General features: G+C 57.0%; 17 protein-coding genes and 1 riboswitch. Of the genes, 8 read left to right on the forward strand and 9 right to left on the reverse strand.

The window, feature by feature from the left end:
- Positions 1-53: 53 nt before the first annotated feature.
- Positions 54-422 (reverse strand): hypothetical protein, encoded by a 369-nt coding sequence (locus tag JJL52_RS00935; protein WP_202050507.1) that lies wholly within the window; start codon positions 420-422, stop codon positions 54-56.
- A gap of 139 nt (positions 423-561) precedes the next feature.
- Between JJL52_RS00935 and JJL52_RS00940 the strand changes: the two genes are divergently transcribed.
- Entirely contained in the window at positions 562-1,560 is a 999-nt protein-coding gene (locus JJL52_RS00940; RefSeq protein ID WP_236993962.1) for a LysR family transcriptional regulator, read from the forward strand.
- Positions 1,561-1,649: 89 nt separating this feature from the next.
- Here the strand turns inward: JJL52_RS00940 and JJL52_RS00945 are convergent, their stop codons facing one another.
- Positions 1,650-1,841, reverse strand: a complete 192-nt coding sequence (locus tag JJL52_RS00945) for a helix-hairpin-helix domain-containing protein (protein WP_236993963.1) — start codon at positions 1,839-1,841, stop codon at positions 1,650-1,652.
- A 177-nt stretch (positions 1,842-2,018) separates the two neighbouring features.
- Complete coding sequence (locus JJL52_RS00950; RefSeq protein WP_202050508.1) at positions 2,019-2,234, reverse strand: PIN domain-containing protein; 216 nt, start codon at positions 2,232-2,234, stop codon at positions 2,019-2,021.
- Between the two features lie 310 nt (positions 2,235-2,544).
- Positions 2,545-2,766: riboswitch (cobalamin riboswitch) on the forward strand.
- A gap of 117 nt (positions 2,767-2,883) precedes the next feature.
- On the opposite strand from JJL52_RS00950, the gene JJL52_RS00955 reads away from it, so the two are divergent.
- Together JJL52_RS00955 and JJL52_RS00960 are read left to right on the forward strand one after the other, a co-directional pair.
- Entirely contained in the window at positions 2,884-5,691 is a 2,808-nt protein-coding gene (locus JJL52_RS00955) for a ribonucleoside-diphosphate reductase subunit alpha (protein WP_202050509.1), read from the forward strand.
- Positions 5,688-6,806, forward strand: a complete 1,119-nt coding sequence (locus tag JJL52_RS00960) for a ribonucleotide-diphosphate reductase subunit beta (protein ID WP_202050510.1) — start codon at positions 5,688-5,690, stop codon at positions 6,804-6,806. Before JJL52_RS00955 ends, JJL52_RS00960 begins: the two co-directional genes overlap by 4 nt.
- A gap of 109 nt (positions 6,807-6,915) precedes the next feature.
- Here the strand turns inward: JJL52_RS00960 and rpiA are convergent, their stop codons facing one another.
- The gene (gene rpiA / locus JJL52_RS00965; protein WP_202050511.1) at positions 6,916-7,569 is read right to left on the reverse strand and encodes a ribose-5-phosphate isomerase RpiA; all 654 of its coding nucleotides are present in this window, start codon (positions 7,567-7,569) and stop codon (positions 6,916-6,918) included.
- A gap of 111 nt (positions 7,570-7,680) precedes the next feature.
- Positions 7,681-8,139, reverse strand: coding sequence for an EVE domain-containing protein (locus JJL52_RS00970; RefSeq protein WP_202050512.1), 459 nt, complete (start codon positions 8,137-8,139; stop codon positions 7,681-7,683).
- 275 nt (positions 8,140-8,414) lie between these two features.
- Between JJL52_RS00970 and JJL52_RS00975 the strand changes: the two genes are divergently transcribed.
- The 4 genes from JJL52_RS00975 to parE all read left to right on the forward strand — a co-directional run bounded on the left by JJL52_RS00975 (position 8,415) and on the right by parE (position 12,535).
- Positions 8,415-9,182 (forward strand): flagellar motor protein, encoded by a 768-nt coding sequence (locus tag JJL52_RS00975; RefSeq protein WP_202050513.1) that lies wholly within the window; start codon positions 8,415-8,417, stop codon positions 9,180-9,182.
- Complete coding sequence (locus JJL52_RS00980; protein ID WP_202050514.1) at positions 9,179-9,991, forward strand: flagellar motor protein MotB; 813 nt, start codon at positions 9,179-9,181, stop codon at positions 9,989-9,991. Before JJL52_RS00975 ends, JJL52_RS00980 begins: the two co-directional genes overlap by 4 nt.
- A gap of 120 nt (positions 9,992-10,111) precedes the next feature.
- Positions 10,112-10,579, forward strand: a complete 468-nt coding sequence (locus JJL52_RS00985) for an MEKHLA domain-containing protein (RefSeq protein ID WP_202050515.1) — start codon at positions 10,112-10,114, stop codon at positions 10,577-10,579.
- A gap of 63 nt (positions 10,580-10,642) precedes the next feature.
- Positions 10,643-12,535: a DNA topoisomerase IV subunit B gene (parE, locus tag JJL52_RS00990; RefSeq protein ID WP_202050516.1), complete on the forward strand. Its 1,893-nt coding sequence runs from the start codon at positions 10,643-10,645 to the stop codon at positions 12,533-12,535.
- A 34-nt stretch (positions 12,536-12,569) separates the two neighbouring features.
- Here the strand turns inward: parE and JJL52_RS00995 are convergent, their stop codons facing one another.
- The 3 genes from JJL52_RS00995 to galE form a co-directional block, all read right to left on the reverse strand.
- Positions 12,570-13,352: a M90 family metallopeptidase gene (locus JJL52_RS00995; RefSeq protein WP_202050517.1), complete on the reverse strand. Its 783-nt coding sequence runs from the start codon at positions 13,350-13,352 to the stop codon at positions 12,570-12,572.
- 240 nt (positions 13,353-13,592) lie between these two features.
- Positions 13,593-14,000, reverse strand: coding sequence for a VanZ family protein (locus JJL52_RS01000; protein ID WP_202050518.1), 408 nt, complete (start codon positions 13,998-14,000; stop codon positions 13,593-13,595).
- A gap of 5 nt (positions 14,001-14,005) precedes the next feature.
- Complete coding sequence (gene galE / locus JJL52_RS01005; protein WP_202050519.1) at positions 14,006-15,022, reverse strand: UDP-glucose 4-epimerase GalE; 1,017 nt, start codon at positions 15,020-15,022, stop codon at positions 14,006-14,008.
- Positions 15,023-15,264: 242 nt separating this feature from the next.
- Here galE and yoaA point away from each other — a divergent pair, with 242 nt between their 5' ends.
- Positions 15,265-17,184, forward strand: a complete 1,920-nt coding sequence (yoaA, locus tag JJL52_RS01010; RefSeq protein WP_202050520.1) for a DNA repair helicase YoaA — start codon at positions 15,265-15,267, stop codon at positions 17,182-17,184.
- Here the strand turns inward: yoaA and JJL52_RS01015 are convergent.
- Entirely contained in the window at positions 17,177-21,832 is a 4,656-nt protein-coding gene (locus JJL52_RS01015; protein ID WP_202050521.1) for an EAL domain-containing protein, read from the reverse strand. The two genes, yoaA and JJL52_RS01015, sit on opposite strands and share 8 nt — an antisense overlap.
- Between the last annotated feature and the right edge of the window lie 42 nt (positions 21,833-21,874).

Raw genomic sequence — 21,874 nt, forward strand, 5'->3', positions numbered from 1 at the left:
TCAATATGACCTCAAACCATAAAATTTCGCTGGATCAGTGGCGAGCCCTTGTGTCAGTTAAGGAAAGATTTCAGATTGGCAAATCCTTCGCGAGCTGCTTTCAATTCTTGCGCAGCACCTGGAAAATCCGATTTTTTCGCGGCATCGCGAGCTTTTTTCAGGAGTTGTTGCACTTTGGTGCGTTCAAAGTCAAATTTGTAGTTGGCGTCCAGTTCTTTAGCTTTTTCGTTAGCGTCTTTGATTAAAGTAGCCAGTTGTTGTGCATTGCCTGCAGGAACGGCCTCTAAAGCGATTTGGATTTTGGCATCGACTTCTTTCAACGTGTCAGACACGTTAACTTTGGCTTCGGCGAAAGTTGCGCCGGAAAAGCCCAGCATGGCGAAAAACAGAGCGAATGCGATAAATACTTTCTTCAATGACATGATTTAATCTCTATAAAAATAATGGGGTATTAAAATATCTTTCAGGTATGACGTTTGACTTCCTTGTTGTCTGCTCTTCATAAAGTGTAAGTGTCTCCTTCAAACATCGGAGATTGTATTAAACTATTGATTTTCAGTATTGAAAAGCGCGAAAATTCGCTCATACCTATCGAATTCATCGATCAATATGACCTCAAACCATAAAATTTCGCTGGACCAGTGGCGAGCGCTTGTGTCAGTTGTGGATGCGGGCGGCTATGCGCAGGCTGCTGACCAACTCCACAAGAGCCAATCCACGATGACTTATGCGGTGCATAAACTGGAACAGTCGCTGGGCATTAAAGTCTTCGAAATACAGGGCCGAAAGGCAGTGCTGACCAGCGTCGGTCAAGTGTTGTATCGACGAGGAAAGACACTCATGGAGGAAGCCGTGCGTCTGGAACACGTGGCGGCCAGCCTGGCGGCAGGTTGGGAGCCAGAATTGCGACTGGCCGTGGACACCATTTTCCCCACTTGGCTGTTGTTGGAAGCCTTGGCGCGCTTTTCCGATGAACATCCCGAAACGCGCATCGAGCTTATCGAGACGGTGCTGAGTGGCACCGATGAAGCGTTGCAGGAGGGCCTTGTCGAACTGGGTATCGGTCCGACGGTGCCGGCGGGATTTGTCGGCGATCCACTCATACGAGTGCGCTTCATCGCCAGCGCCCACCCTGACCATCCACTACATCAGTTGAGACGGCCGCTTACGATGGCGGATTTGCGTCAGCACAGGCATCTGGTGGTTCGTGACACTGGCCGTGAGCGAACGCGCACAGTCAGCTGGCTCAATGAGCAGCGCTGGACCGTGGGCCAGCAGGCTACCTCGATTCGTGCCGCTTGCCTAGGGTTAGGTTATGCTTGGTATGCTGAGGATCTCATCCGTCTGGAACTCGACACCGGAAAGTTAAAACCGCTCCCGCTGGAGGAGGGGTCGGAACGCTGGTCGACTCTGTACTTGATCTTCGCCGACCGCGATGCAACAGGTCCTGGCGCCTTGCGGATCGCTGAAATCCTTCGCGATCAATTGGCCCTACGATGTCCCCAATCCTGCCTGACGGATACCATCCTAGGGCGGAATACTTCGCCGCCGAACGGTTAGTCAAAGGCAGCAGCTCCGGTCTGTGATTCCAGCAGAACGCCATACCGCCTTGGGTGTTCCGTCATCCTGAGCGAGCACAGGTGAAAGCTTCAGAGCCCCGCGTGGCCGCGAAGGGATTGCGGGCCGATGCCCAACTTCTGATGAGCCAGCATATCAGCCATCTTAAAGCCGATGCCGTGAATATCTAATGCCAAGCGATAGGGATTTTCGCGCACTTTCTCGATTGCCTGCTCACCATAAGGTTTTGTAAATTCGCACCGAATGCGAGGTACCGACGCCATGCGATTGGAGAAAAAGGGCGGCGGTTTGTAGGAAGGCAATAAAGAATCATACCGGGTAATAAAGTCTCATACTGGCTAGGCAATAATGTTTCATACCATCGCAAAATCAACGACATAAACACCTGTGGTTGATCGGGTATGCAACGAAACCACGTTTTCAGTATGAAACTTTAATTTTCAAGCGATTTTTGTTGATGTGACGAAATACGGCTTGCAGCCGTTTCCAGTATTAATCTTTAATTGCCTAATTGCATAGTGCCGGCATAAAGCACCGTCAACTACATATTCGACCGGCACGATTCTCAACAATTGTTCCAATTGTCCCAAGATCTTTTCCTTGCGCTGGCTACGCCCGGCGCCTTCCAGCAACTCGGCATAGGTGACAAACGACATGCACAGCGCGCTATTCTTGGACAGATTGTTGATACGTTCAGCTATGGAAGGCGGTTTGTTTTTGATTAGATAGGGCTGTTGCCGTTTTTGAAGATGCGGGTGGTCAAGGTGGTCATGTCATTACCTCCTGTGTGTGTACAATGCGTATGTATTATTATCTACTTGCTGTAACGCCGTAAGCCATGCCGACCGAAATCGCTCGTTGGGTAGGAGTGGTCGTGCCGATTGGGGATGCTATATATTGTGCAAATTTCAAGGTATAAACCGCTTATATAGTATTTCGGCCTTGACAGATCACCTTGACGAATCTACACTGCATCGCCAAGACGGTTCCCCCCGAAGGGGATTAAAAGGGAATCCGGTCGATGGTTTGGGAATGAATGACATCCTCACTGTCGGCAAGCCGGAGCTGCCCCCGCAACTGTAATCGGCGAGTCGAGGTTCAACCCGTGCCACTGGACGCGAGTCCGGGAAGGCCGAACCGAGACGGCGACCCGAAAGCCAGGAGACCTGCCCTCGAAACCTTCAGTCAACCAGGAGCGGGGTGTCTCCGAAGACGATGGCCAGCGTTGCGGTTTTGGCGATATAAGCTCTACCTTACGCGCGCCGTTGCGGCTTTGTTTCCCCGTTCCACTCCGTGGAGAATCACATGGAAGCCGCCGCCGTTCATCCTGCCAGCCATTCCCCAAACACTGCCGAAATCGGTACTTTCTCAACATCGCCTCCGCCGCGCCGACCGGATTACGGACTGGAAGTGATCCGCCGCAACCGCGCTGTCGCCGCGTTTCAGCCGGAAAAAATCGCCATCGCCATTACCAAGGCCTTTTTGGCCGTCGAAGGCCAGCACAGCGTCAATTCGGCACGGATACGCGAGCAAGTCGCGCAACTCACTGCCAGCGTCGTCGACGCCTTGACACGGCGCCTACCCGGCGGCGGCACCGTACATATCGAGGATATTCAGGACCGGGTGGAACTGGCGTTGATGCGTTCCGGCGCCCACGACGTGGCCCGCGCTTACGTGCTGTACCGGGAAAAGCACGCCGAGCAGCGCGCCGCCCGGCAACCGCTTGAAAACGCGGCGCCGACTTTGCACGTTGACGACGACGGCCAACGCCTGCCGCTGGATACCGCCGCGTTCATCGCTTTGTGCCGCGAGGCCTGCACCGGCTTGAGCGACGTCGATGCCGAGCGGGTCTGGGCGCAAACGCTGCCCAATCTGTACGATGGCATGCCGTTGGCGACAGTGCGTCAGGCCTTGATTTTAGCCGCGCGCACGTTGATCGAAGCCGAACCGGATTACGCCAAGGTGGCGGCCCGCCTGCTGTTGAGCAATCTGCGCCGGGAAGTTACCGGTCTGCCGCTGGCGCACGCCGACATGGCCGAGCGCTATGCCGATTGTTTCGCCGAGTTCGTTGCCGCCGGCGTCGCCGCCGAATTGCTGGATAAACGCCTGCTGGAGTTCGATCTGCCGCGCCTGGGTCAAGTCTTGCTGGCCGAACGCGATCTGCAGTTCGATTATCTGGGTCTGCAAACCCTCTACGACCGCTATTTTTTGAACGTCGAAGGTCGGCGTATCGAATTGCCGCAATGCTTTTTCATGCGGGTCGCGATGGGCTTGGCACTGAACGAGATCGACCGGGAAGCGCGCGCGATCGAATTTTACCGGCTGCTGTCGAGCTTCGACTTCATGTGCTCGACGCCGACCCTATTCAACAGCGGCACCCGCCATCCGCAATTGTCGTCGTGTTATTTGACCACGGTGTCCGACGATCTGGACGGCATTTACCAAAGCATCAAGGAAAACGCGCTGCTGCAAAAATACGCCGGCGGCCTGGGCAACGACTGGACGCCGGTGCGGGCGCTGGGCAGCCGGATCAAAGGCACCAACGGCCACAGCCAAGGCGTGATTCCGTTCTTGAAAGTGGTCAACGATACCGCCGTCGCCGTCAACCAAGGCGGCAAGCGCAAGGGCGCGGTGTGCGCCTATCTGGAAAACTGGCACCTGGATTTCGAGGAATTTCTGGAGCTGCGCAAGAACACCGGCGACGAGCGCCGCCGCGCCCACGATATGAACACCGCCGCCTGGGTGTCGGACTTGTTCATGCAGCGGGTGCGGGACAATGGCGACTGGACCTTGTTTTCGCCGGTCGACGTGCCCGATCTGCACGACTTATATGGAGACGCCTTCGCCGAGGCTTACCAGGCTTACGAAACCAAGGCCGAGCGTGGCGAAATCCAATTGTTCAAGCGCATCGGCGCGGTGCAGCTTTGGCGCAAGATGCTGACCATGCTGTTCGAAACCGGCCATCCCTGGATTACCTTCAAGGACGCCTGCAATCTGCGCTCGCCGCAGCAGCACGCCGGGGTGATCCACAGTTCCAACCTGTGTACCGAGATCACGCTGAACACCGCTGCCGACGAAACCGCGGTCTGCAATTTGGGCTCGGTGAATCTGTCCGCGCATCTGATCGAACGCGACGGTGCCTGGCAATTGGACGCCGACAAACTGCAGCGCACGATCGCCACCGCGATGCGGATGCTGGACAATGTCGTCGACATCAATTTCTATGCGACCGTCAAAGCACGCAACGCCAACCTGCGCCATCGCCCGGTCGGGTTGGGCATGATGGGCTTCTCCGACTGCCTGCATAAACTGGGCGTCAGCTACGCCAGCCCGGAAGCGCTGGACTTTGCCGACCGTTCGGCGGAAATGCTCTGCTATTTCGCTTATCGGGCTTCGGCCGATTTAGCCGAGCAACGAGGCCGCTACAGCAGCTTTAACGGCAGTTTATGGCAGCAGGGTTTATTGCCGCCGGACACGTTGGAACGCTTGTCCGAAACGCGCGGCGATTTGGGCGTCCCGGCTGGTGGCCAACTGGATTGGCAGAGCTTGCGCGAACGCATTACCGAGGTCGGCATGCGCAATTCCCATTGCGTGGCGATTGCGCCGACCGCGACGATTGCCAATATCGTCGGCGTATCGGCGTCCATTGAGCCGGTCTATCAGAACCTGTACGTCAAATCCAACCTGTCCGGCGAGTTCACCGTGGTCAACGCCGCGTTGGTGCGCGAGCTGAAAGCGCTGGATTTGTGGGACGCGGTGATGGTGGCCGATCTGAAATACTTCGACGGCTCGCTGGCGGCCAGCGAGCGGGTGCCGGAAGCCATCAAGGCACGCTATGCGACCGCCTTCGAAATCGAGCCGGAATGGCTGATCGAAGCCGCCGCCCGCCGGCAGAAGTGGATAGACCAGTCGCAATCGCTGAACTTGTATGTCGCCGCGCCGACCGGCAGCAAACTGGACCGCTTGTACCGCTTGGCGTGGCAACGCGGTTTGAAGACCACCTATTATTTACGTACCTTGGGCGCGACGGCGATGGAAAAAACGGGTGATGGTAGCGAGCCGGCCGCCAAAGCTTGCTCGATCACCGATCCGGATTGCGAGGCCTGCCAATGAAATCGGCTTTACAATTCGATGATTGGGATATTCCGACCGCAGCGGCCTTTGCTGCAACTTCGCCTGTCGATTTGACCGGGACGATGGCAGCGCAACAACCGGCTCCCGTATTGCCGCCGATCGATGCAGAACAAAAGCGGGTCGTCAACGGCCAGGCCGACATCAACCAACTGGCGCCGTTCAAATACCCGTGGGCCTGGTCGTTTTTCCTGAACGCCAACCGCAATCATTGGACGCCGCTGGAAATCTCGATGGCGCAGGACGTGCACGATTACCCGTACAAGCTGACGCCGGCCGAGCGCCATGTGTTCGAAAACGTGCTGGCCTATCTGACCACCTCCGACATCCTGGCGATGCGCAACATCGGTTTGGCGGTGATGGAAAAGATGAGCGCCCCGGAATTGCAGATTTACCAGGCGCGGCAGGTGTACGAAGAAGCGCTGCACACCTGGGCCTACCAGCACTGCATCGAAACCTTGGGGCTCGACCAGCGCGAGATTTACAACCGTTACCGGGTGGTGCCGGAAATCCACGGCAAAATCGCGCTGGCCAACCGCCGCCTGCACGGCGTGTTGCAATCCGGCCGGCCGTTGACCGACCGCGACGCGCTGCACGAATTTGCCATGGCGTATCTGTTCTTCGCTGCGGTGTTCGAAGGCTGCTGGTTTTACAACGGCTTCAGTCCGATGTTTGCGTTGCAGCGGCGCGGCTTGATGAAGGGCGCCGCCGAACAATTGCAGTACATCATGCGCGACGAGGTGCTGCACTGCGCATTCGGCATCCGCGTGGTGCGGCAGTTACTGGAGGAGGAAAATCTGCAACTCGATCCGCAAGCGTTGCGCCGGATGTGGGACGAAGCCGAAGCCGCCGAAGCAGCCTACGCCGGCTATATCCTGCGCGAACCGATACTCGGCTACAACGCCGGCCTGCATATCGAGCAATTCCGCTACGTCGCCAATCGCCGCGCCCGCCAGTTAGGTATGGCCGAACCGTTTTCCGGCGCCGCCAACGTCTTGCCGTGGCTGGACGAGCAGGCCAATTTGCGCAAAGAGAAGAATTTTTTCGAAACCCGCGTTACCGAATATCAGACAGGCGGGGCGCTGGTTTGGGAATAGAATAGCTCCCGGTTTAAGCGAAGTGATGGGTTTGCCGGTTGAATAAAAAAAGCCGCATCCGAAACAGGCGCGGCTTTTTTACGGCGGGCCGAAAGGCCGGCTTTGCGCCTTACCAGCTCTTGATCTCGTCGCCCTGGCTGACCAGAATGACGTCGGCCGGACGCATCGCGAACAAGCCGACGCAAACCACGCCGGTAATGTCATTGATGGTTTTTTCCAGCTCGATCGGGTCCAGAATGTCCAGATTGTGCACGTCCAGGATGTGGTTGTGGTTGTCGGTCACGAAGTTTTCGCGCCAGACCGGCTGGCCGCCCATTTTGACCATTTCGCGGGCGACATAGCTTCTCGCCATCGGAATCACTTCGATCGGCAGCGGGAATTTGCCCAGTACATCGACGCATTTAGAGCCGTCGGCAATGCAGACGAATTTTTTGCTGGCCGCCGCGATGATTTTTTCGCGGGTCAGCGCGCCGCCGCCGCCTTTGATCAACTGCTTGCGCGGGTTGATTTCGTCGGCGCCGTCGATGTAAATGTCCAGCGTGCCGACTTCGTTCAGGTCGAGCACCGGAATGCCGACTTTCTTCAGCCGCTCGGTGGTGCCGACAGAGCTGGAAACCGCACCTTCGATTGTGCTTTTATAGTCGGCCAGCATTTCGATGAAATAATTGACCGTCGAACCCGTGCCGACGCCGATCAGCGGAATGTCCTTGACATAATCCAAGGCGGCCGCGGCGACTTTTTGTTTTAATTCGTCTTGAGTCATAAGTTTCCTGTTGTGCTTGATGTAAGTGGCTTAAATTGAGTGATCATACCGCATAAACCGGCATTGTTCAGCCGATTTTTTAAAATCGGCGGCGGGTTTGGGATACACTGTTTACAGAAGCGATAGGACGAAATCCCACTGTTCTTTCGCCACCGGCATGATCGACAATCGGTTGCCGCGCCTGACCAGGGCGAGATCGGCGAGTTCGGAGCGTTCTTTCAGTTCTTTCAGCGTGATCGTGCGCGGCAGATGCCTGACGTATCTGACGTCGACCATGAACCAGCGCGGATTGTCCGGCGTGCTTTTAGGATCGAAATGCGGATCGCCGGGATCGAAGGCCTTGAAATCGGGATAACCTTCCCGGGACACTTCCATGATACCCACGATGCCGGGCTCGGGGCAGTTCGAATGGTAAAAGAAAACCTGATCGCCAAGCTTTATCAGGTCGCGCATCATGTTTCGCGCCTGGTAATTGCGTACGCCGTCCCAGTGTTCTATTTTGCCGGGCTTTCGGCAGAGATCGTCGATGCTGAAAGTATCGGGTTCGGACTTCATCAGCCAATATTGCATTCTGAAATGCTCCTTATGATTCGGAAAAAATTTTCTGCGTTGCCGGTCCCGTTATATCGCCTTTAGCCGGCGGCGTCTACAGCGCGCCGGTTGAACTTGGCTATACTTCAATTTATACGTGCGTGGAGAGCCCGTTCGAAGAAAAGGGATTTCGGACCGGCTTGTTGGCTAGGGCTTGTTCATCTGTTGTATAGTAGCGATAGTGACTGAAAGGGCGCGGCTTTTACCACGGCAAGCGATATAAATTGCGAAATTGAGCGAATAAAGCAACCATCATGGATATTTTAAGCGTCATCGGCCTGCTGATCGGCATCAGTGCGCTGTTATTCGGTAATTTTTTGGAGGGTGCCAGTCTCAGTTCGCTCGTTAACGGGCCGGCTTTTATTATCGTGTTCGGCGGTACGATCGGTGCGACGTTATTGCAGTTTCCCCCCCTCATCTTCATTCGCAGCTTGAAGTTGAGCATGTGGGTGTTTTTTCCGAAGAAAAAGAATCTTTCGGTCGAGATCGACAAGATCGTCGAGTGGAGCCATTCGGCGCGCAAGCTGGGGTTGCTGGGATTAGAGGAAGAGATAGAGGCCGAGCCCGATCCGTTTATCAAAAAGGGTCTGCAGTTGCTGGTCGACGGCAACGAACCGGAAAGCATCCGCAATATTTTGGAACTGGATATCGACAGCCGCGAGGATATCGATCTACAGGCGGCGAAAATGCTGGAGGCAATGGGCGGGTATGCCCCTACCATCGGTATGTTGGCGGCCGTGATGGGGCTGATTCATGTTTTGGAAAATCTGTCCGATCCGAAGATGCTGGGCGCAGGCATCGCGACCGCGTTTGTGGCTACGGTGTATGGCGTCGGTTCCGCCAATCTGTTTTTTTTGCCGATGGCAAATAAAATTAAAACGTATGTCTATGCCTCTTCCCAGGCAAGAGAAATGATTGCGGCCGGGTTGATTGCGATTTCGCAAGGCGAAAATCCGCGCAATATCAAGCTGAAATTAAGCGCTTATCTATTTGAGTTCGAGAGTGATAGCAGCAGTTTATGAGGAAGAGGCGCAGGAATAAGGCGAACGAAGTTATTCATCATGATCGCTGGCTGGTGTCCTATGCCGATTTTGTAACGCTTCTGTTCGCATTCTTCGTTGTCATGTATGCGCTTTCGGCAAGCAACGAAAGCCAGTATCAGGCGGTTTCCCAATCCATAAGGACGGCTTTTCTGGAAAAAAAGCGCCAGGTCGTCATATTGGAAGAGGCGCTAAAAGAAAGAGTCGATCATGTGAGTCCGATCGAACTCGACGAAGAGTGGGTGGCCGATAGCAGGCAGTTGCAGCAAGCCTCCGATCAATTGACGCAACAGTTGAACGAACAGGTCAAGGATAACTTGGTTGCTGTCAACAAGGGCAACTCTTGGATAGAGTTGCAGATGAATAGCGAATTGCTGTTTTTGAGCGGCTCGGCAGACTTGTCGGCAAACTCGCTGCCGGTACTCAAAAAAGTTGCGGAAATTCTGAAACCGCTGCCGAATCAGATTCAGGTCGAAGGGCATACCGATAATCTGCCGATCGGTACGTCCAAGTTTCCTTCAAATTGGGAATTATCGTCGGCCAGAGCCACGACCGTCGTCAGGGAGCTCATCAAGAACGGCATCAACCCGCCTCGCTTGTCGGCCATAGGTTATAGCGAGTTTCACCCGGTTGCGGATAATAAAATCGAGGAGGGCCGTTTCAAAAACCGCAGAGTCTCGCTGCTGATTATTTCGCAGGATTATTCGCGCGACCGCTTGCACTTGATCAACGCGAATAAACCGGCTGCCGGTGGCCAGGACCGGAATTTCTCCGCTCAGGCTGCGCCTTGACGACGATGCCGCGCAGCAAGAGGGACAAGCGGCTTTCGGATTCCCCTTGATTGTTGCCGGACCCGGGCCCTACAATATCAGGTTTGTTGGGCGCATATCAGTGAACGGGCTAAAGAAATAATGGATTATCCTTCCGAAAAAAACCGCTATCAGGCCAGCCATGCCGGCCTGATCATCCAGAGCTATCGGGCTCTGCTCGGCAGAGAGCTGATTCCCGCCATCTGTGCCGATCCCAATTTTGCCGAGACTTTGTTTCATGCGCCGATTGCGGTGATATCGCACGATACCGCGCCGGATCCGGTCTTCAATTACGCCAATCTGCAGGCCTTGGCGCTTTTCGAGATGAGCTGGGAGGAATTTACCCGTATGCCGTCCCGCTTTTCGGCCGCGCAGGCCGAGTGGGCCGAACGCGAAAAATTGCTCGCTTCGGTCAAGTCGCACGGCTTCGTCTATCCCTTGCAGGGCGTCCGGGCTTCGAAAACCGGCAAGCGTTTCGAAGTCCATGACGGCGCGGTCTGGAACTTGATCGATGCCGGCCGGCAGTACCGCGGGCAGGCTGCCTGTTTTTTTGCATGGGAATCTCTCTGAATTTTCAAGCGGGTGCCCCGTTTCCGGCGAAACGAGCATCCCGGATTTTGAACTGAAATCATCATGAGCAATGAATATAATGCCGCGGCCATCGAGGTCTTGAGCGGCCTGGAGCCGGTACGCAAACGTCCCGGCATGTATACCGATACGACGCGGCCGAATCACCTGGTTCAGGAAGTTGTCGACAACAGTGTGGACGAAGCGCTGGCCGGCCACGCGGATACGATCGAGGTGATCCTGTACAAGGACGGTTCGGTGCGGGTCAGCGACAACGGCCGCGGCATGCCGGTCGACATCCATCCGGAGCAAGGCATTCCCGGCGTCGAGGTGATCCTGACGCAACTGCACGCCGGCGGCAAGTTTTCGAACAAGAATTACCAGTTCTCGGGCGGATTGCACGGCGTCGGCGTTTCGGTCGTGAACGCGTTGTCGGCCAAGCTTGAAGTCGAAGTCAAGCGGAGCGGCAAGCTGTACCGTATGGAATTCGCCGATGGCGAGAAACGGAGCGAGTTGGCCGAAACCGGCACGGTGGGCCGGAATAACACCGGTACGACGGTGACTTTCCTGCCCAACGAAAAATATTTCGATTCGAGCAAGGTTTCGGTCACCCGGCTGAAGCAGAATCTGCGCGCGAAGGCGGTGCTGTGCCCGGGGCTGACGGTCAGCTTGAAGGTCGAGCAGCCTGAAGAAGAAATCGTTTGGCGTTACGAGCACGGCCTGAAAGACTACCTGCTCGACCGGATCGGCGATATCGACTTTCTGCCGGAGCAGCCGTTCATGGGCGGCATGGCGGCCGACCACGAAGCGGTCGAATGGGGCATCGTCTGGGCATTGGAAAATCCCGAGGAAATACTCGCCGAAAGCTATGTGAACCTGGTGCCCACCGCCCAGGGCGGCACGCACGTGAACGGACTTCGGGCCGGCCTGACCGAAGCGATGCGCGAGTTCTGCGATATCCGGAACATCCTGCCGCGCGGCGTGAAGGTCGCGCCGGAGGATGTCTGGGAAAACTGTCATTTCGTGCTCTCGGTCAAGCTGGAGGATCCGCAGTTTTCCGGCCAGACCAAGGAGCGGCTCAGTTCGCGCGAATGCGTCGCGTTCGTCTCCGGCGTCGCGAAGGACAGCTTCAGCCTGTGGCTGAACCAGCATCCCGCCGAAGGCGAGAAAATCGCCGAAGTAATCATCGCCAGCGCGCAAAAGCGCCTTCGCGCCAGCAAGAAAATCATCCGGAAAAAAATCACCCAAGGTCCGGCCTTGCCGGGCAAACTGGCCGACTGCTCCGCGCAGGACATTAGCCGGACCGAACTGTTCCTGGTCGAAGGCGATTCGGCCGGCGGTTCGGCCAAGCAGGCGCGGGACCGCGACTTTCAGGCGATCATGCCGTTGCGCGGCAAGATCCTGAACACCTGGGAAGTCGATTCGAACCTGGTGATGGCTTCGCAGGAAGTGCACGACATCGCGGTCGCCCTCGGCATCGAGCCGGGCTCGAACGATTTGGCCAACCTGCGCTACGGCAAGGTCTGCATTCTGGCCGATGCCGACTCCGACGGCAACCATATCGCGACTTTGATCAGCGCGCTGTTTTTCCAGCACTTCAATGCGCTGGTCCGGGCCGGGCATGTGTTCGTCGCAATGCCGCCTTTGTACCGGATCGATGTCGGCAAGCGGGTATTCTACGCGCTCGACGAATCCGAGCGTCAGGGGGTGATGGACCGGATCAAGGCCGAAAAGCTGAAAGGCCAGATCAACGTGCAGCGGTTCAAAGGCCTCGGCGAAATGAATCCGTCGCAGCTTCGCGAAACCACGATGAATCCGGATACGCGCCGGCTCGTGCAATTGACCGTCGCCGACGGCGACGATACCGGCGGCCAGTTCGATCTGCTGTTGGCCAAGAAACGCGCGCCGGAGCGGAAAATCTGGCTCGAAACCAAGGGCAATCTGGCGGATATCAAGTAAAAGGCCGATATTCGCTTGGGGCCGGGGAATCCTTTTATTGCCCGGGTTGTTCTTTTCGCCGCAGGGGATTCTGCCGGTAATAGAGGCTCAACTGCGCGTAAACGGCCGCAAACTCCGCCTGCAGGATTTCCGGCGCGCAGAAAAAATACTCGCTGACCACGGCGAAGAACTCGGCCGGACTGTCGGCCGCGTAAGGGTCGATCAAGGTGCGGTGTCCGTGATCGACCCGCCGGACGAACTGTGCGTAGGCTGCGCTGAACGCGGCGGACCATGATGCGACCGGCATCCGGTAGTGCAGGGGCGGGTAGCCGTCGGCCGGCCCGTTCAGCATGTCGAGTTTATGGGCAATCTCATGGATTACGACATTGCGCCCGGCTTCAGGCTCCTCGAGTTCCCGCTCGATCTCGTCCCAGGAAAGGATCAACGGCCCGTGCGACCAGGCTTCCCCGCATAGATGCAGTTCCTGAGGATGGACGACGCCCGCTTCGTCCGTTTCCTCATGCCTGACCCGGAAATCGGCCGGATAAACGATCACTTCCCGCCAGCCCGCCAAACAGCCGAATCCGAGTTCCAACACCGGCAGGCAGGCGAGCGCCGCAATCCGGAGGCGCATCGCATCGGTAAGCGTCAGTCTTTGAGCCCCGCTGAACTCTTTTTCGTAAAGGAACAAGGTCGCCAACTCGCGCAGGCGCGCTTTATCGACCGCGCTCAGTTCGCGCAGCGGAGCGTAATTGCGGATGGTTTCCCGCCAGAGAGCGTGCGGGATCGAATGGCGGCGCAGAATACGGTAGAGGCGTGCGCGTTTTAACCAATTCATCGAGTGGCTTCGGAAAATAAATAACTTGGGTTCAGGGCAATGTGTTTAAGGCAAGCCGGGATCAGGTTGCCTAATGGAGTTGCACAGCTCGCTTCGTCTCTTTTTTTAGTCGTAGGGTACGCTGTGCGTACCATTGGAGGGATGAAAGGTACGCACAGCGTACCCTATAGCGGTCTGGGGGGTAACCCAAGCCGGCAAAATGTATCACGAGACTTACTATCTTAACGCGGATAAGGGTATTTATGGATGGAGCAGGAGTTTTTTTCCGATCTGGCGAGCGATCAGAATCCCGATCAAAATCCCCAGGCCGTCGAAGATCAAATCGCCCACATCGGCCGACCGTCCGGGAAGGGTCAATTGCCTTCCCTCATCCCACACGCCCACGCCCGCACAGAACAAAACGACCGGAAAACGGATACGCAGATTCAGTCCGAAATCCAGCAGGCCGGCCAATACCGCAAACCAGGACAGATGCACCAGCTTATCCCACGGCGCTTTGAACAGGCCTATCGCTTCCGGTCGATTGCCGCCCCAAATGAATAACAGCAGCAATATCGAAGCGAGCAGCAGCGACAGCCGTCTTAACAGCAGCAAGACCGTCACCGAGTGTTTTTGATAGTACGAGGCAAGAAGCGTCAGAACAGGCATCATAATCAGATTTTATTGCTTCCGGAAGATTGCCAGCGCCAGACGTCGCGGCACATCTGTTCGAGGCCGCGATCGGCCCGCCAGCCCAGTTCGCGCTCTGCCAGCGTCGGGTCGGCGTAACAGACCGCGACATCGCCGGGACGCCGCGGCGCAAACCGATAAGGCACCAGGCATCCGCTGGCTTTTTCGAAGGCATCGATCATCTCAAGCACGCTGTAGCCCTGGCCGGTGCCCAGGTTATACGTCAGCACGCCGGTTTGCCGAGCCAGTTTTTCCAGTGCCTTGACATGTCCCTGCGCCAGATCGACCACATGAATGTAATCCCTGACGCCGGTGCCGTCGACGGTCTCATAATCGTTGCCGAATACCGAGAGCTTTTCGCGCCGTCCCTCGGCGACCTGGGCGATATAAGGCATCAGATTGTTCGGAATGCCGCCCGGATCCTCGCCGATCAGACCGCTCTGATGCGCGCCGGTCGGGTTGAAATAACGCAGCAGCGCAATGCGCCAACGGGCGTCGGAGGCCGCCAGATCGCGTAGCATGTCCTCGACCATGCGTTTGGTACGCCCGTAGGGATTCATCGGCATTAGCGGAAAATCCTCACGGATCGGAACTGAGGGCGGTTCGCCGTAAACGGTGGCGGAAGAGCTGAATACCACGGTGTGAACACCGAATTTCGCCATCGTCTGCATCAGGACCAGGCTGCCGGAAACATTATTTTCATAATATTGTGTGGGATCGGCGACCGATTCGCCCACCGCTTTCAGCCCGGCGAAATGGATCACCGCATCGATCGCATGCTCGGCAAAGACCGTTTCCATCGCCGGCCTGTCGCGGATATCCATCTTGACGCAGACCACGGATTTGCCGGTAATGTCCTCGACCCGTTTCAATACCGAAGGTTTGCTGTTCCGGAAGTTGTCGATCACGACGATTCGATGACCCGCCTCGAGCAGTTCGACGCAGGTATGGGAGCCGATATAGCCGGCACCGCCGGTAACGAGGATGGTATTTATCTGCATTGGCTTTTCCATGTTCTGCAGCGATTTCGACGACTTATCGTTTTATTGAGTTACAGTTTATATTTACCGAAAAAATAGGGATACCCGCAAAAAAGGATATTAGAAAGATAGCGAATGGATACTGGAGTTATTTACAAACAGGCGGCTGAAAGCAAAAAAGCCCCGTTGCGGGGGCTTTCGGCATTAGAATATAAGCTGTTTTTTCTTTTTATGAACCCTTCAGCCCGATCCCCTAAAATCGAGTGACCGAATTAGAATTATTTTTCAGCAGCGAAGGCGGTTTGGCAAAAGCGATCAAGGGCTACCGGCCGCGCGCGCCGCAAATCGAAATGGCGAAGGCGATCGCGGAGGCGATCCGGTCCGGGCAGCATCTGATCGCAGAGGCCGGCACCGGTACCGGCAAGACTTTTGCGTATCTGGCGCCGGCGGTTTTGTCGGGCAGCAAAGTGATCGTTTCGACCGGCACCAAAAACCTGCAGGATCAGTTGTTCAACAAGGATTTGCCGTTGATCCGCAAGGCGATCAAGACGCCTTTTATGGCCGCGCTGCTGAAAGGCCGCAGCAATTATCTGTGCACCTACCGGCTGGAGAATTCGCTCAATTCCGCGTTCGGATTCAGTAAGGAAGACGCCGATGCGCTGAGCAAGATCAAGTCCTGGGCGAAGCGCACGAAGACCGGCGATATCGCGGAAATGTCCGAGGTGACCGAGGCGAATCCGGTCTGGTATCAGGCCACTTCGACCGTCGAGAATTGCCTGGGCCAGGATTGTCCCCATTATGCCGACTGCTTCCTGGTCAAGGCCCGGAAAGCTGCGCAGGAGGCCGAAATTCTGGTCGTGAATCATCACCTCTTATGCGCGGACTGGTCGATTCGGGGCGGCGGCTTCGGCGAGCTGCTGCCGAAGGCTGACGTAATCATCGTGGACGAGGCGCATCAGCTGGCCGATACCGCGTCCGATTTTTTGGGCATCAACGTCAGCAGCAAGCAATTGAACGATTTGGCCCGCGACGCGCTGGCCGAGTATTTCAAGGACGCGACCGATATGCCGGCCTTGCGCGCCGCCTGCGAAGAACTCGAACACGGCAGCAAGGACCTGCGCCTGGCGTTCGGGATCGAGCTGAAACGCGGCGAATGGCGGGAGATCGAGAACAATCCGAGAGTTTTGGGTGAGTTGGCGGACGTCCAGAGCCAATTGCAGAACTTGACCGACCAGCTCGAATTGGCCTCGGTCAAAAGCAAAGGACTGGAACTGTGTTTCAAACGGGCCGAAGAGCTCACACAGCAATTGAAGACCGTTTCCGAAGACGCCGGCGGCAAGTGGATTCGCTGGTATGAAACGCACCGTAAGACGGTTACTCTGAGCCGGACGCCGCTCGATATCGCCGCCGAATTCAGGCATTTCATGCAAGCGAGCCAGGCGGTATGGGTTTTTACTTCGGCGACCTTGAGCGTAGCTCAGCGCTTCACGCATTTCGCAAACGGGCTCGGCATCGGCGATGCCGAAAATGCCCGCTGGGACAGTCCGTTCGACTATGAAAGCCAGTCGCTGTTTTATCATCCGAAGGGCCTGCCGAAACCCGAGAATCCGGATTTTACCGCGTTGATCCTCGATTTTGTGGTGCCGGTGCTGCAGGCCAGTCGGGGGCGGGCGTTTTTTCTGTTTACCAGCCATCGCGCCCTGAAAGAAGCGGCCGAACTGCTGGCCGACAAAATTCCCTATCCGCTCTTGATTCAGGGCACGCGGCCGAAAGGCGCGCTGTTGGATCAATTTAAGAACACCCGGAATGCGGTGCTGCTCGGCACGTCCAGCTTCTGGGAGGGCATCGATGTGCGCGGCGAAGCCCTGTCGTGCGTGATCATCGATAAATTGCCGTTCGCATCGCCCGGCGACCCGGTGCTGAAGGCGCGGATGGAGGCGATGCGGCGGCAGGGGCGCAATCCGTTTTTCGAATACCAGTTGCCGGCGGCGGTGATCGCGCTCCGCCAGGGCATCGGCCGTTTGATCCGTGACGTGACCGACCGGGGCGTCCTGATGGTCTGCGACCCGCGCCTCTTAAAGCGCTCCTACGGGCAAATCTTTCTGGACAGTGTGCCGGCGATGCGGCGCACCCGCGACATTGCGGAGGTGCAGGCATTTTTCGAACGGGAAAAAGCTACCTGACCGCCGCCTGCCGGCATGTTTCGAGCAGGGCATCGGCTACTTCCCGGGAGGCGAGCAGGGCGCCGAATTCCGCAGCCGGCAAGGGGTGGCTGACCAGAAAGCCCTGATAGAGATCGCAGCCTTTTTCTTTCAGAAAGGCGAGCTGTGCCGGCGTTTCGACGCCCTCGGCCAGCACCTTGAAACCGAGAATGTGCCCCATCGCAATGATCGTGGACGCGATTTCCATATCGTCCTGCTGATCCGGAATGTCGTCGATAAAATTCTTGTCGATCTTCAGCACATTCAACGGGAAACGCTTCAGATAGGCCAGAGACGAATAGCCGGTGCCGAAGTCGTCGATCGCCAGGCGCACGCCCTGCACGCGCAAATTCTTCAGTATCCTGATCACGTCGGTCTGGCGCTCCATCAATCCGCTTTCGGTCAGTTCCATTTCCAGGTACTGGGCAGGAAAACCGGTTTCCCGCAGCACCTCCGCTACGAGGCCGTTGATGTCGCTTTGGCGGATTTGATGCTGCGAAACATTCACCGCCAGCGAAATCGGTTTGAAGCCGTTATCCAGCCATTCCTTGCCCTGGCGGCAGGTTTCTTTCAGTACCCAGGCGCCGACCGCCTGAATCAGGCCGGTCTGTTCGGCGACGGGAATGAAATGGTTCGGCGAGATCATCCCTTCGACCGGATCCTTCCAGCGGGCCAGTGCTTCGGCGCCGACGATCTCGCCGGTCGCGATGTCGATCTGCGGCTGGTAATAAACGAGCAGTTCGTTCTGCACCAATGCCCGGCGCAGGCGCGCTTCCATCTCGATGCGGCGGCGTGCGGCCTCGGTGAACTCGTTGGAGAAGAAGGAGAAACGGTTGCGGCCCCCTTCCTTCGCTTCATACAGCGCCGCGTCGGCCTGCTGCAGCAGTAATTCGGGCGTATGCCCGTGCTGGGGATACAGGCTGATCCCGACGCTGGCGCCGATCAGCACTTCGCCGGCGTTCGGGATCGACCAGGGTTCGCTGAGGTCGTCGATGATCGCCTGGGCGATCCGGGCGGCATCTTCCGGATGCGCGATATTTTCCAACACCACCGTAAATTCGTCGCCGCCCAGCCGGGCCACCGTATCGATGTCCCGCACCCGGTTGACCAGCCGGTTGGCGACCAATTGCAGAAGTTGGTCGCCGACCAGATGGCCGAAGCTGTCGTTGACGTCCTTGAAGCGGTCCAGGTCGAGCATCAAGAGGGCGAGTTGCGCGCCTTCGCGTTTGGCGGTTTCGATGCTGTGCTCGAGGCGGAAGAACAGGCGCAGCCGGTTCGGGAGCGATGTCAGCGTGTCGTGGTGCGCAAGAAACTCCAGTTGCGCTTCGGAGGCTTTGAGCTGGGTAATATCGGCGAAGACGCCGACATACTCGGTGACGTTGCCCGAATGGTCGCGTGCGACGCTGACGTTCAATAATTCGGGATAAACTTCGCCATTCTTGCGCCGGTTCCAGATTTCCCCCTGCCAAAAATTCTGGGTGCGGATGGTTTCCCAGAGGTTCCGGTAAAACTCGCGGTCGTGGCGTCCCGACGACAGGATGCCGGCACTTTTGCCGAGGGCTTCCTGTTCGGTGTAGCCGGTAATCGCGGTAAAGGCCGGATTGACTTTCAGGATGCGGCGGCGGGCGTCGGTGATCATGAAACCTTCCTGGCTTTGTTCGAACACTTTGGCGGCCAGTTTGAGCTGCGTCTCGGCGCGTTTGCGGTCGATCGTCAGCGCGGCGTAATGGGCCACCGTTTCGATCAGTTTACGCTGATATGCGTCCGGTACGGCCGCCTTGCGGTGGTAAACCGCAAAGGTACCCAATACCTTGCCGTCCGGGCCTTGTATCGGCTCCGACCACCAGGATTTCAAGTCGGCCCGTGCGAGCAGATCTTTGATCCGAACGCAGCGGGGATCGGTCATCACATCGTAGGCCACCGCGCTTTCGCCTTTGTCGGCCGCATAGCCGCAGCAGCCGGTGTCGTCTCCCACAGGAAGGCTGTCGATGCCGCTCTTGTAGAAATCGGGCAGGCTGGGCGCGGCGGCCGGATTCAGGCAGTGCCCTTTATCGTCAAGCAGGAGGATCGCACAGCAGGCGTCAGACATCAGGTTCTCGGCTTTGTGTGTGATGGTTTCCAGGATTTCGGCCAACGGCATGCTGCTGGTGATGCATTCGAGCATGAATCCGCGCAGTTCCTCCAGGTTTTGCTCCTGGCGGCGTTCGGTCAGATCCATGTTGGTGCCCGAGATGCGCACGACCTTGCCTTCCTTGTTGCGCGAAATGAAGCTGCGTTCCAGGATCGGCACGTAATGGCCCTCCTTATGGCGCAGGCGGAATTCGATCGCATGCATGCTTTGCCCGGTGTTCAGCGCCTTGCGTAAATCGTCCTGGATGAACTCGAGGTCGTCGGGATGAACCAGACTTTGCCAGAGCTTGGCGTCGCTCTGCAGTTCGTCCGTTTCGTAGCCCAGCATGCGCCACCACTGGGGCGAGTAGTACAGGCGGTTTTTTTCCAGATCCCAGTCCCAAGGCGCATCGTTAGAGCCCTTGATCGCAAGCATCAGGCGGGCTTCCGATTCCTGCAGGGCCTGTTCGGCGAGTTTGCGCTGGGTAATATCGTGGGTAACGCCGAGCAGCATCACGACGTTGTTGTGGCGGTCGGGCAACGGCGCGGCATAGGTTTCGAGCCAGCGGCGCGCGCCTTTGAGCCCGATGATTTCGAACTCGAGGGAGCCTTGCCCGCCTTTCATCACGCGTTTGTGCAGGGCGACAAAGGCCTCACGGTATTCCGGCAGAATGAAGTCGGGCAGTTTATGCTGCCGCACCTGTTCGAGCGAATCGGCTTCAAGCATCTTCAGGCCAGCCGCGTTCATCTCGAGCAAGTCGCCGTTTTTGTCGACCACTTTGACGCATTCGGGTTCGGTTTCGATGATTGTGCGCAGGAATTGCTCGTTTTTCTGCAGCGAGCGTTCGGCTTGGGTCCGTTTCTCTTCCCTTTCGAAATTGTCGAGAGCGAAACTGATGTCCCCGGCCATTTTGAGTAGGAGATCCTGTACGTCTTCGTCGAACGCATGCGTCTTGCTCGCATACAGGCAGAAAACGCCCAGGACCACCCCGTTCCGGTGAATCGGCAGCGCCGCTTTCGATCCCCACCCGTAACGGGAAGCCACTTCATGCCAGGGCAGAGTGGATGGGTCGCGGGAAAAATCCTGACACCAGACCGGCCGGTCTTCGAGTATCGCGGTTCCGGACGGCCCGTTGCGGAACGGCGATCCCTGCGTCAGATCCATATTGATTTCCTGAAGATACTCGATCCCGTCGCCGGCCCAGGCTACCGGGGTCACGCGTTGTTTTTCGGTGTCGGTCAGGCCTATCCACACCATTTTCATACCCCCGAACTCGACCGAATCGCGGCAGATTTGCCGATACAGTTCGATCGCATGAGTGCAGCGCACGATGGCCTGGTTGCAATGGCTCAAGGCGGCATACAGCTGGGTCAGGCGTTGAATTTTGTCCTCGCTGTATTTATGTTCCCTGATTTTTCTTTGGAGTTCGCGGGTACGGATTTTGACCACCTCTTCCGTTTGCATCGTGCGCCCGGTCAGCATCAGTAAACCGATTCCGGTGAGGCCGGTAAATAGAAAACAGCTCAGAATCAGCCACCACATATTCCAGTTGAGCTGTTCGGCATAAAATTCGGGTGTTGCGGAGTAGGTGACGATCCAGGTTCGGTCGGCCATCCGCAGGGGCATGGACTTTTCCAGCTTGGGAAAGTCCGGGGACAGATTCGGCATGGCCGCCGTTTCGCTGATCAGCTCTTTGCCGCTGTCGGTTATTCTTATCAGCAGCTGTAAATCGGCGAATTGTTCTTTAACGATTCCGATTTTCCGCGGCACCTGGAAAACATCCCCATTGGTCTCGAGAGAGCGGTTGAATTCGTTTTGCAGGGCGTTGTGCAGCAGGCTGCATTGTTCGTCGAACAGTGAACCGATGCGCTTTTGTTCCTGGTACTTGCCGAAATGCAGGATCACGATCACCAACAGCGACAGGATGGACAATGGCAAGGCGATCCAATTGAGGCGCAAGTTTTTGCGATTGCGCAGCACGCCGATGAAGCTCAGGAGCAAAGGCGTGAAAATCAAGACCCCGATCGTATCGCCTATCCACCAGGTCAGCCAGCTTAACGGCAGATCTTCGGGCTTAATGGCGTTGTGCAGAAACAGGGTGACGGTGCCGAGCGAGGCGGACAATATGCAGCTGACCGGCCCGCCGAGCGCAATGAAACGCAGGATGCTGCGGTCCCTGGTCAAGGGGTTGTCGGCACCAACATAACGGCGGGTCAGCCAGACGCCCAGGGCTGCCTGCAGAACGGAGCCCGCGCTGGCGATACTGGCGACGGACAGGGAGAATCTCACGCTGCCCGGATAGACCGCATCGATAAAGGAAAAAGCCTGAGCGGCAAACGAGCCGACCAGGAGCCCCGGAGCGACTTTGTATCCGTAGGTGAACATGCCGGCAAAAGCGATTCCCGCCGCCGGCCAGACCGGGCTGGCGTGGCTGGGCGGTATCGACAGCAAGGTGCCTAGATAGCCGCCCACGAAATAGCCGAATGCAAGCCAGATGTTGATCTTTATGACGTATGGCATTGATCGGCTGTTAAAATCGGATAATCTGGAGGAGCGGGGTCG

The organism is Candidatus Methylomicrobium oryzae (assembly GCF_016745425.1).
GTDB classification, from domain to species: Bacteria; Pseudomonadota; Gammaproteobacteria; order Methylococcales; family Methylomonadaceae; genus Methylomicrobium; species Methylomicrobium oryzae.

What these genes read in the sequence shown, in the direction of transcription:
- JJL52_RS00995 (WP_202050517.1), bottom strand. Translation starts at nt 13,352, where the DNA reads ATGAATTGGTTAAAACGCGCACGCCTCTACCGTATTCTGCGCCGCCAT.
- JJL52_RS00945 (WP_236993963.1), bottom strand. Translation starts at nt 1,841, where the DNA reads ATGGCGTCGGTACCTCGCATTCGGTGCGAATTTACAAAACCTTATGGT.
- JJL52_RS00960 (WP_202050510.1), top strand. Translation starts at nt 5,688, where the DNA reads ATGAAATCGGCTTTACAATTCGATGATTGGGATATTCCGACCGCAGCG.
- JJL52_RS00955 (WP_202050509.1), top strand. Translation starts at nt 2,884, where the DNA reads ATGGAAGCCGCCGCCGTTCATCCTGCCAGCCATTCCCCAAACACTGCC.
- rpiA (WP_202050511.1), bottom strand. Translation starts at nt 7,569, where the DNA reads ATGACTCAAGACGAATTAAAACAAAAAGTCGCCGCGGCCGCCTTGGAT.
- JJL52_RS00950 (WP_202050508.1), bottom strand. Translation starts at nt 2,234, where the DNA reads ATGTCGTTTGTCACCTATGCCGAGTTGCTGGAAGGCGCCGGGCGTAGC.
- galE (WP_202050519.1), bottom strand. Translation starts at nt 15,022, where the DNA reads ATGCAGATAAATACCATCCTCGTTACCGGCGGTGCCGGCTATATCGGC.
- JJL52_RS00975 (WP_202050513.1), top strand. Translation starts at nt 8,415, where the DNA reads ATGGATATTTTAAGCGTCATCGGCCTGCTGATCGGCATCAGTGCGCTG.
- JJL52_RS01015 (WP_202050521.1), bottom strand. Translation starts at nt 21,832, where the DNA reads ATGCCATACGTCATAAAGATCAACATCTGGCTTGCATTCGGCTATTTC.
- JJL52_RS00985 (WP_202050515.1), top strand. Translation starts at nt 10,112, where the DNA reads ATGGATTATCCTTCCGAAAAAAACCGCTATCAGGCCAGCCATGCCGGC.
- JJL52_RS00935 (WP_202050507.1), bottom strand. Translation starts at nt 422, where the DNA reads ATGTCATTGAAGAAAGTATTTATCGCATTCGCTCTGTTTTTCGCCATG.
- parE (WP_202050516.1), top strand. Translation starts at nt 10,643, where the DNA reads ATGAGCAATGAATATAATGCCGCGGCCATCGAGGTCTTGAGCGGCCTG.
- JJL52_RS01000 (WP_202050518.1), bottom strand. Translation starts at nt 14,000, where the DNA reads ATGCCTGTTCTGACGCTTCTTGCCTCGTACTATCAAAAACACTCGGTG.
- JJL52_RS00970 (WP_202050512.1), bottom strand. Translation starts at nt 8,139, where the DNA reads ATGCAATATTGGCTGATGAAGTCCGAACCCGATACTTTCAGCATCGAC.
- JJL52_RS00980 (WP_202050514.1), top strand. Translation starts at nt 9,179, where the DNA reads ATGAGGAAGAGGCGCAGGAATAAGGCGAACGAAGTTATTCATCATGAT.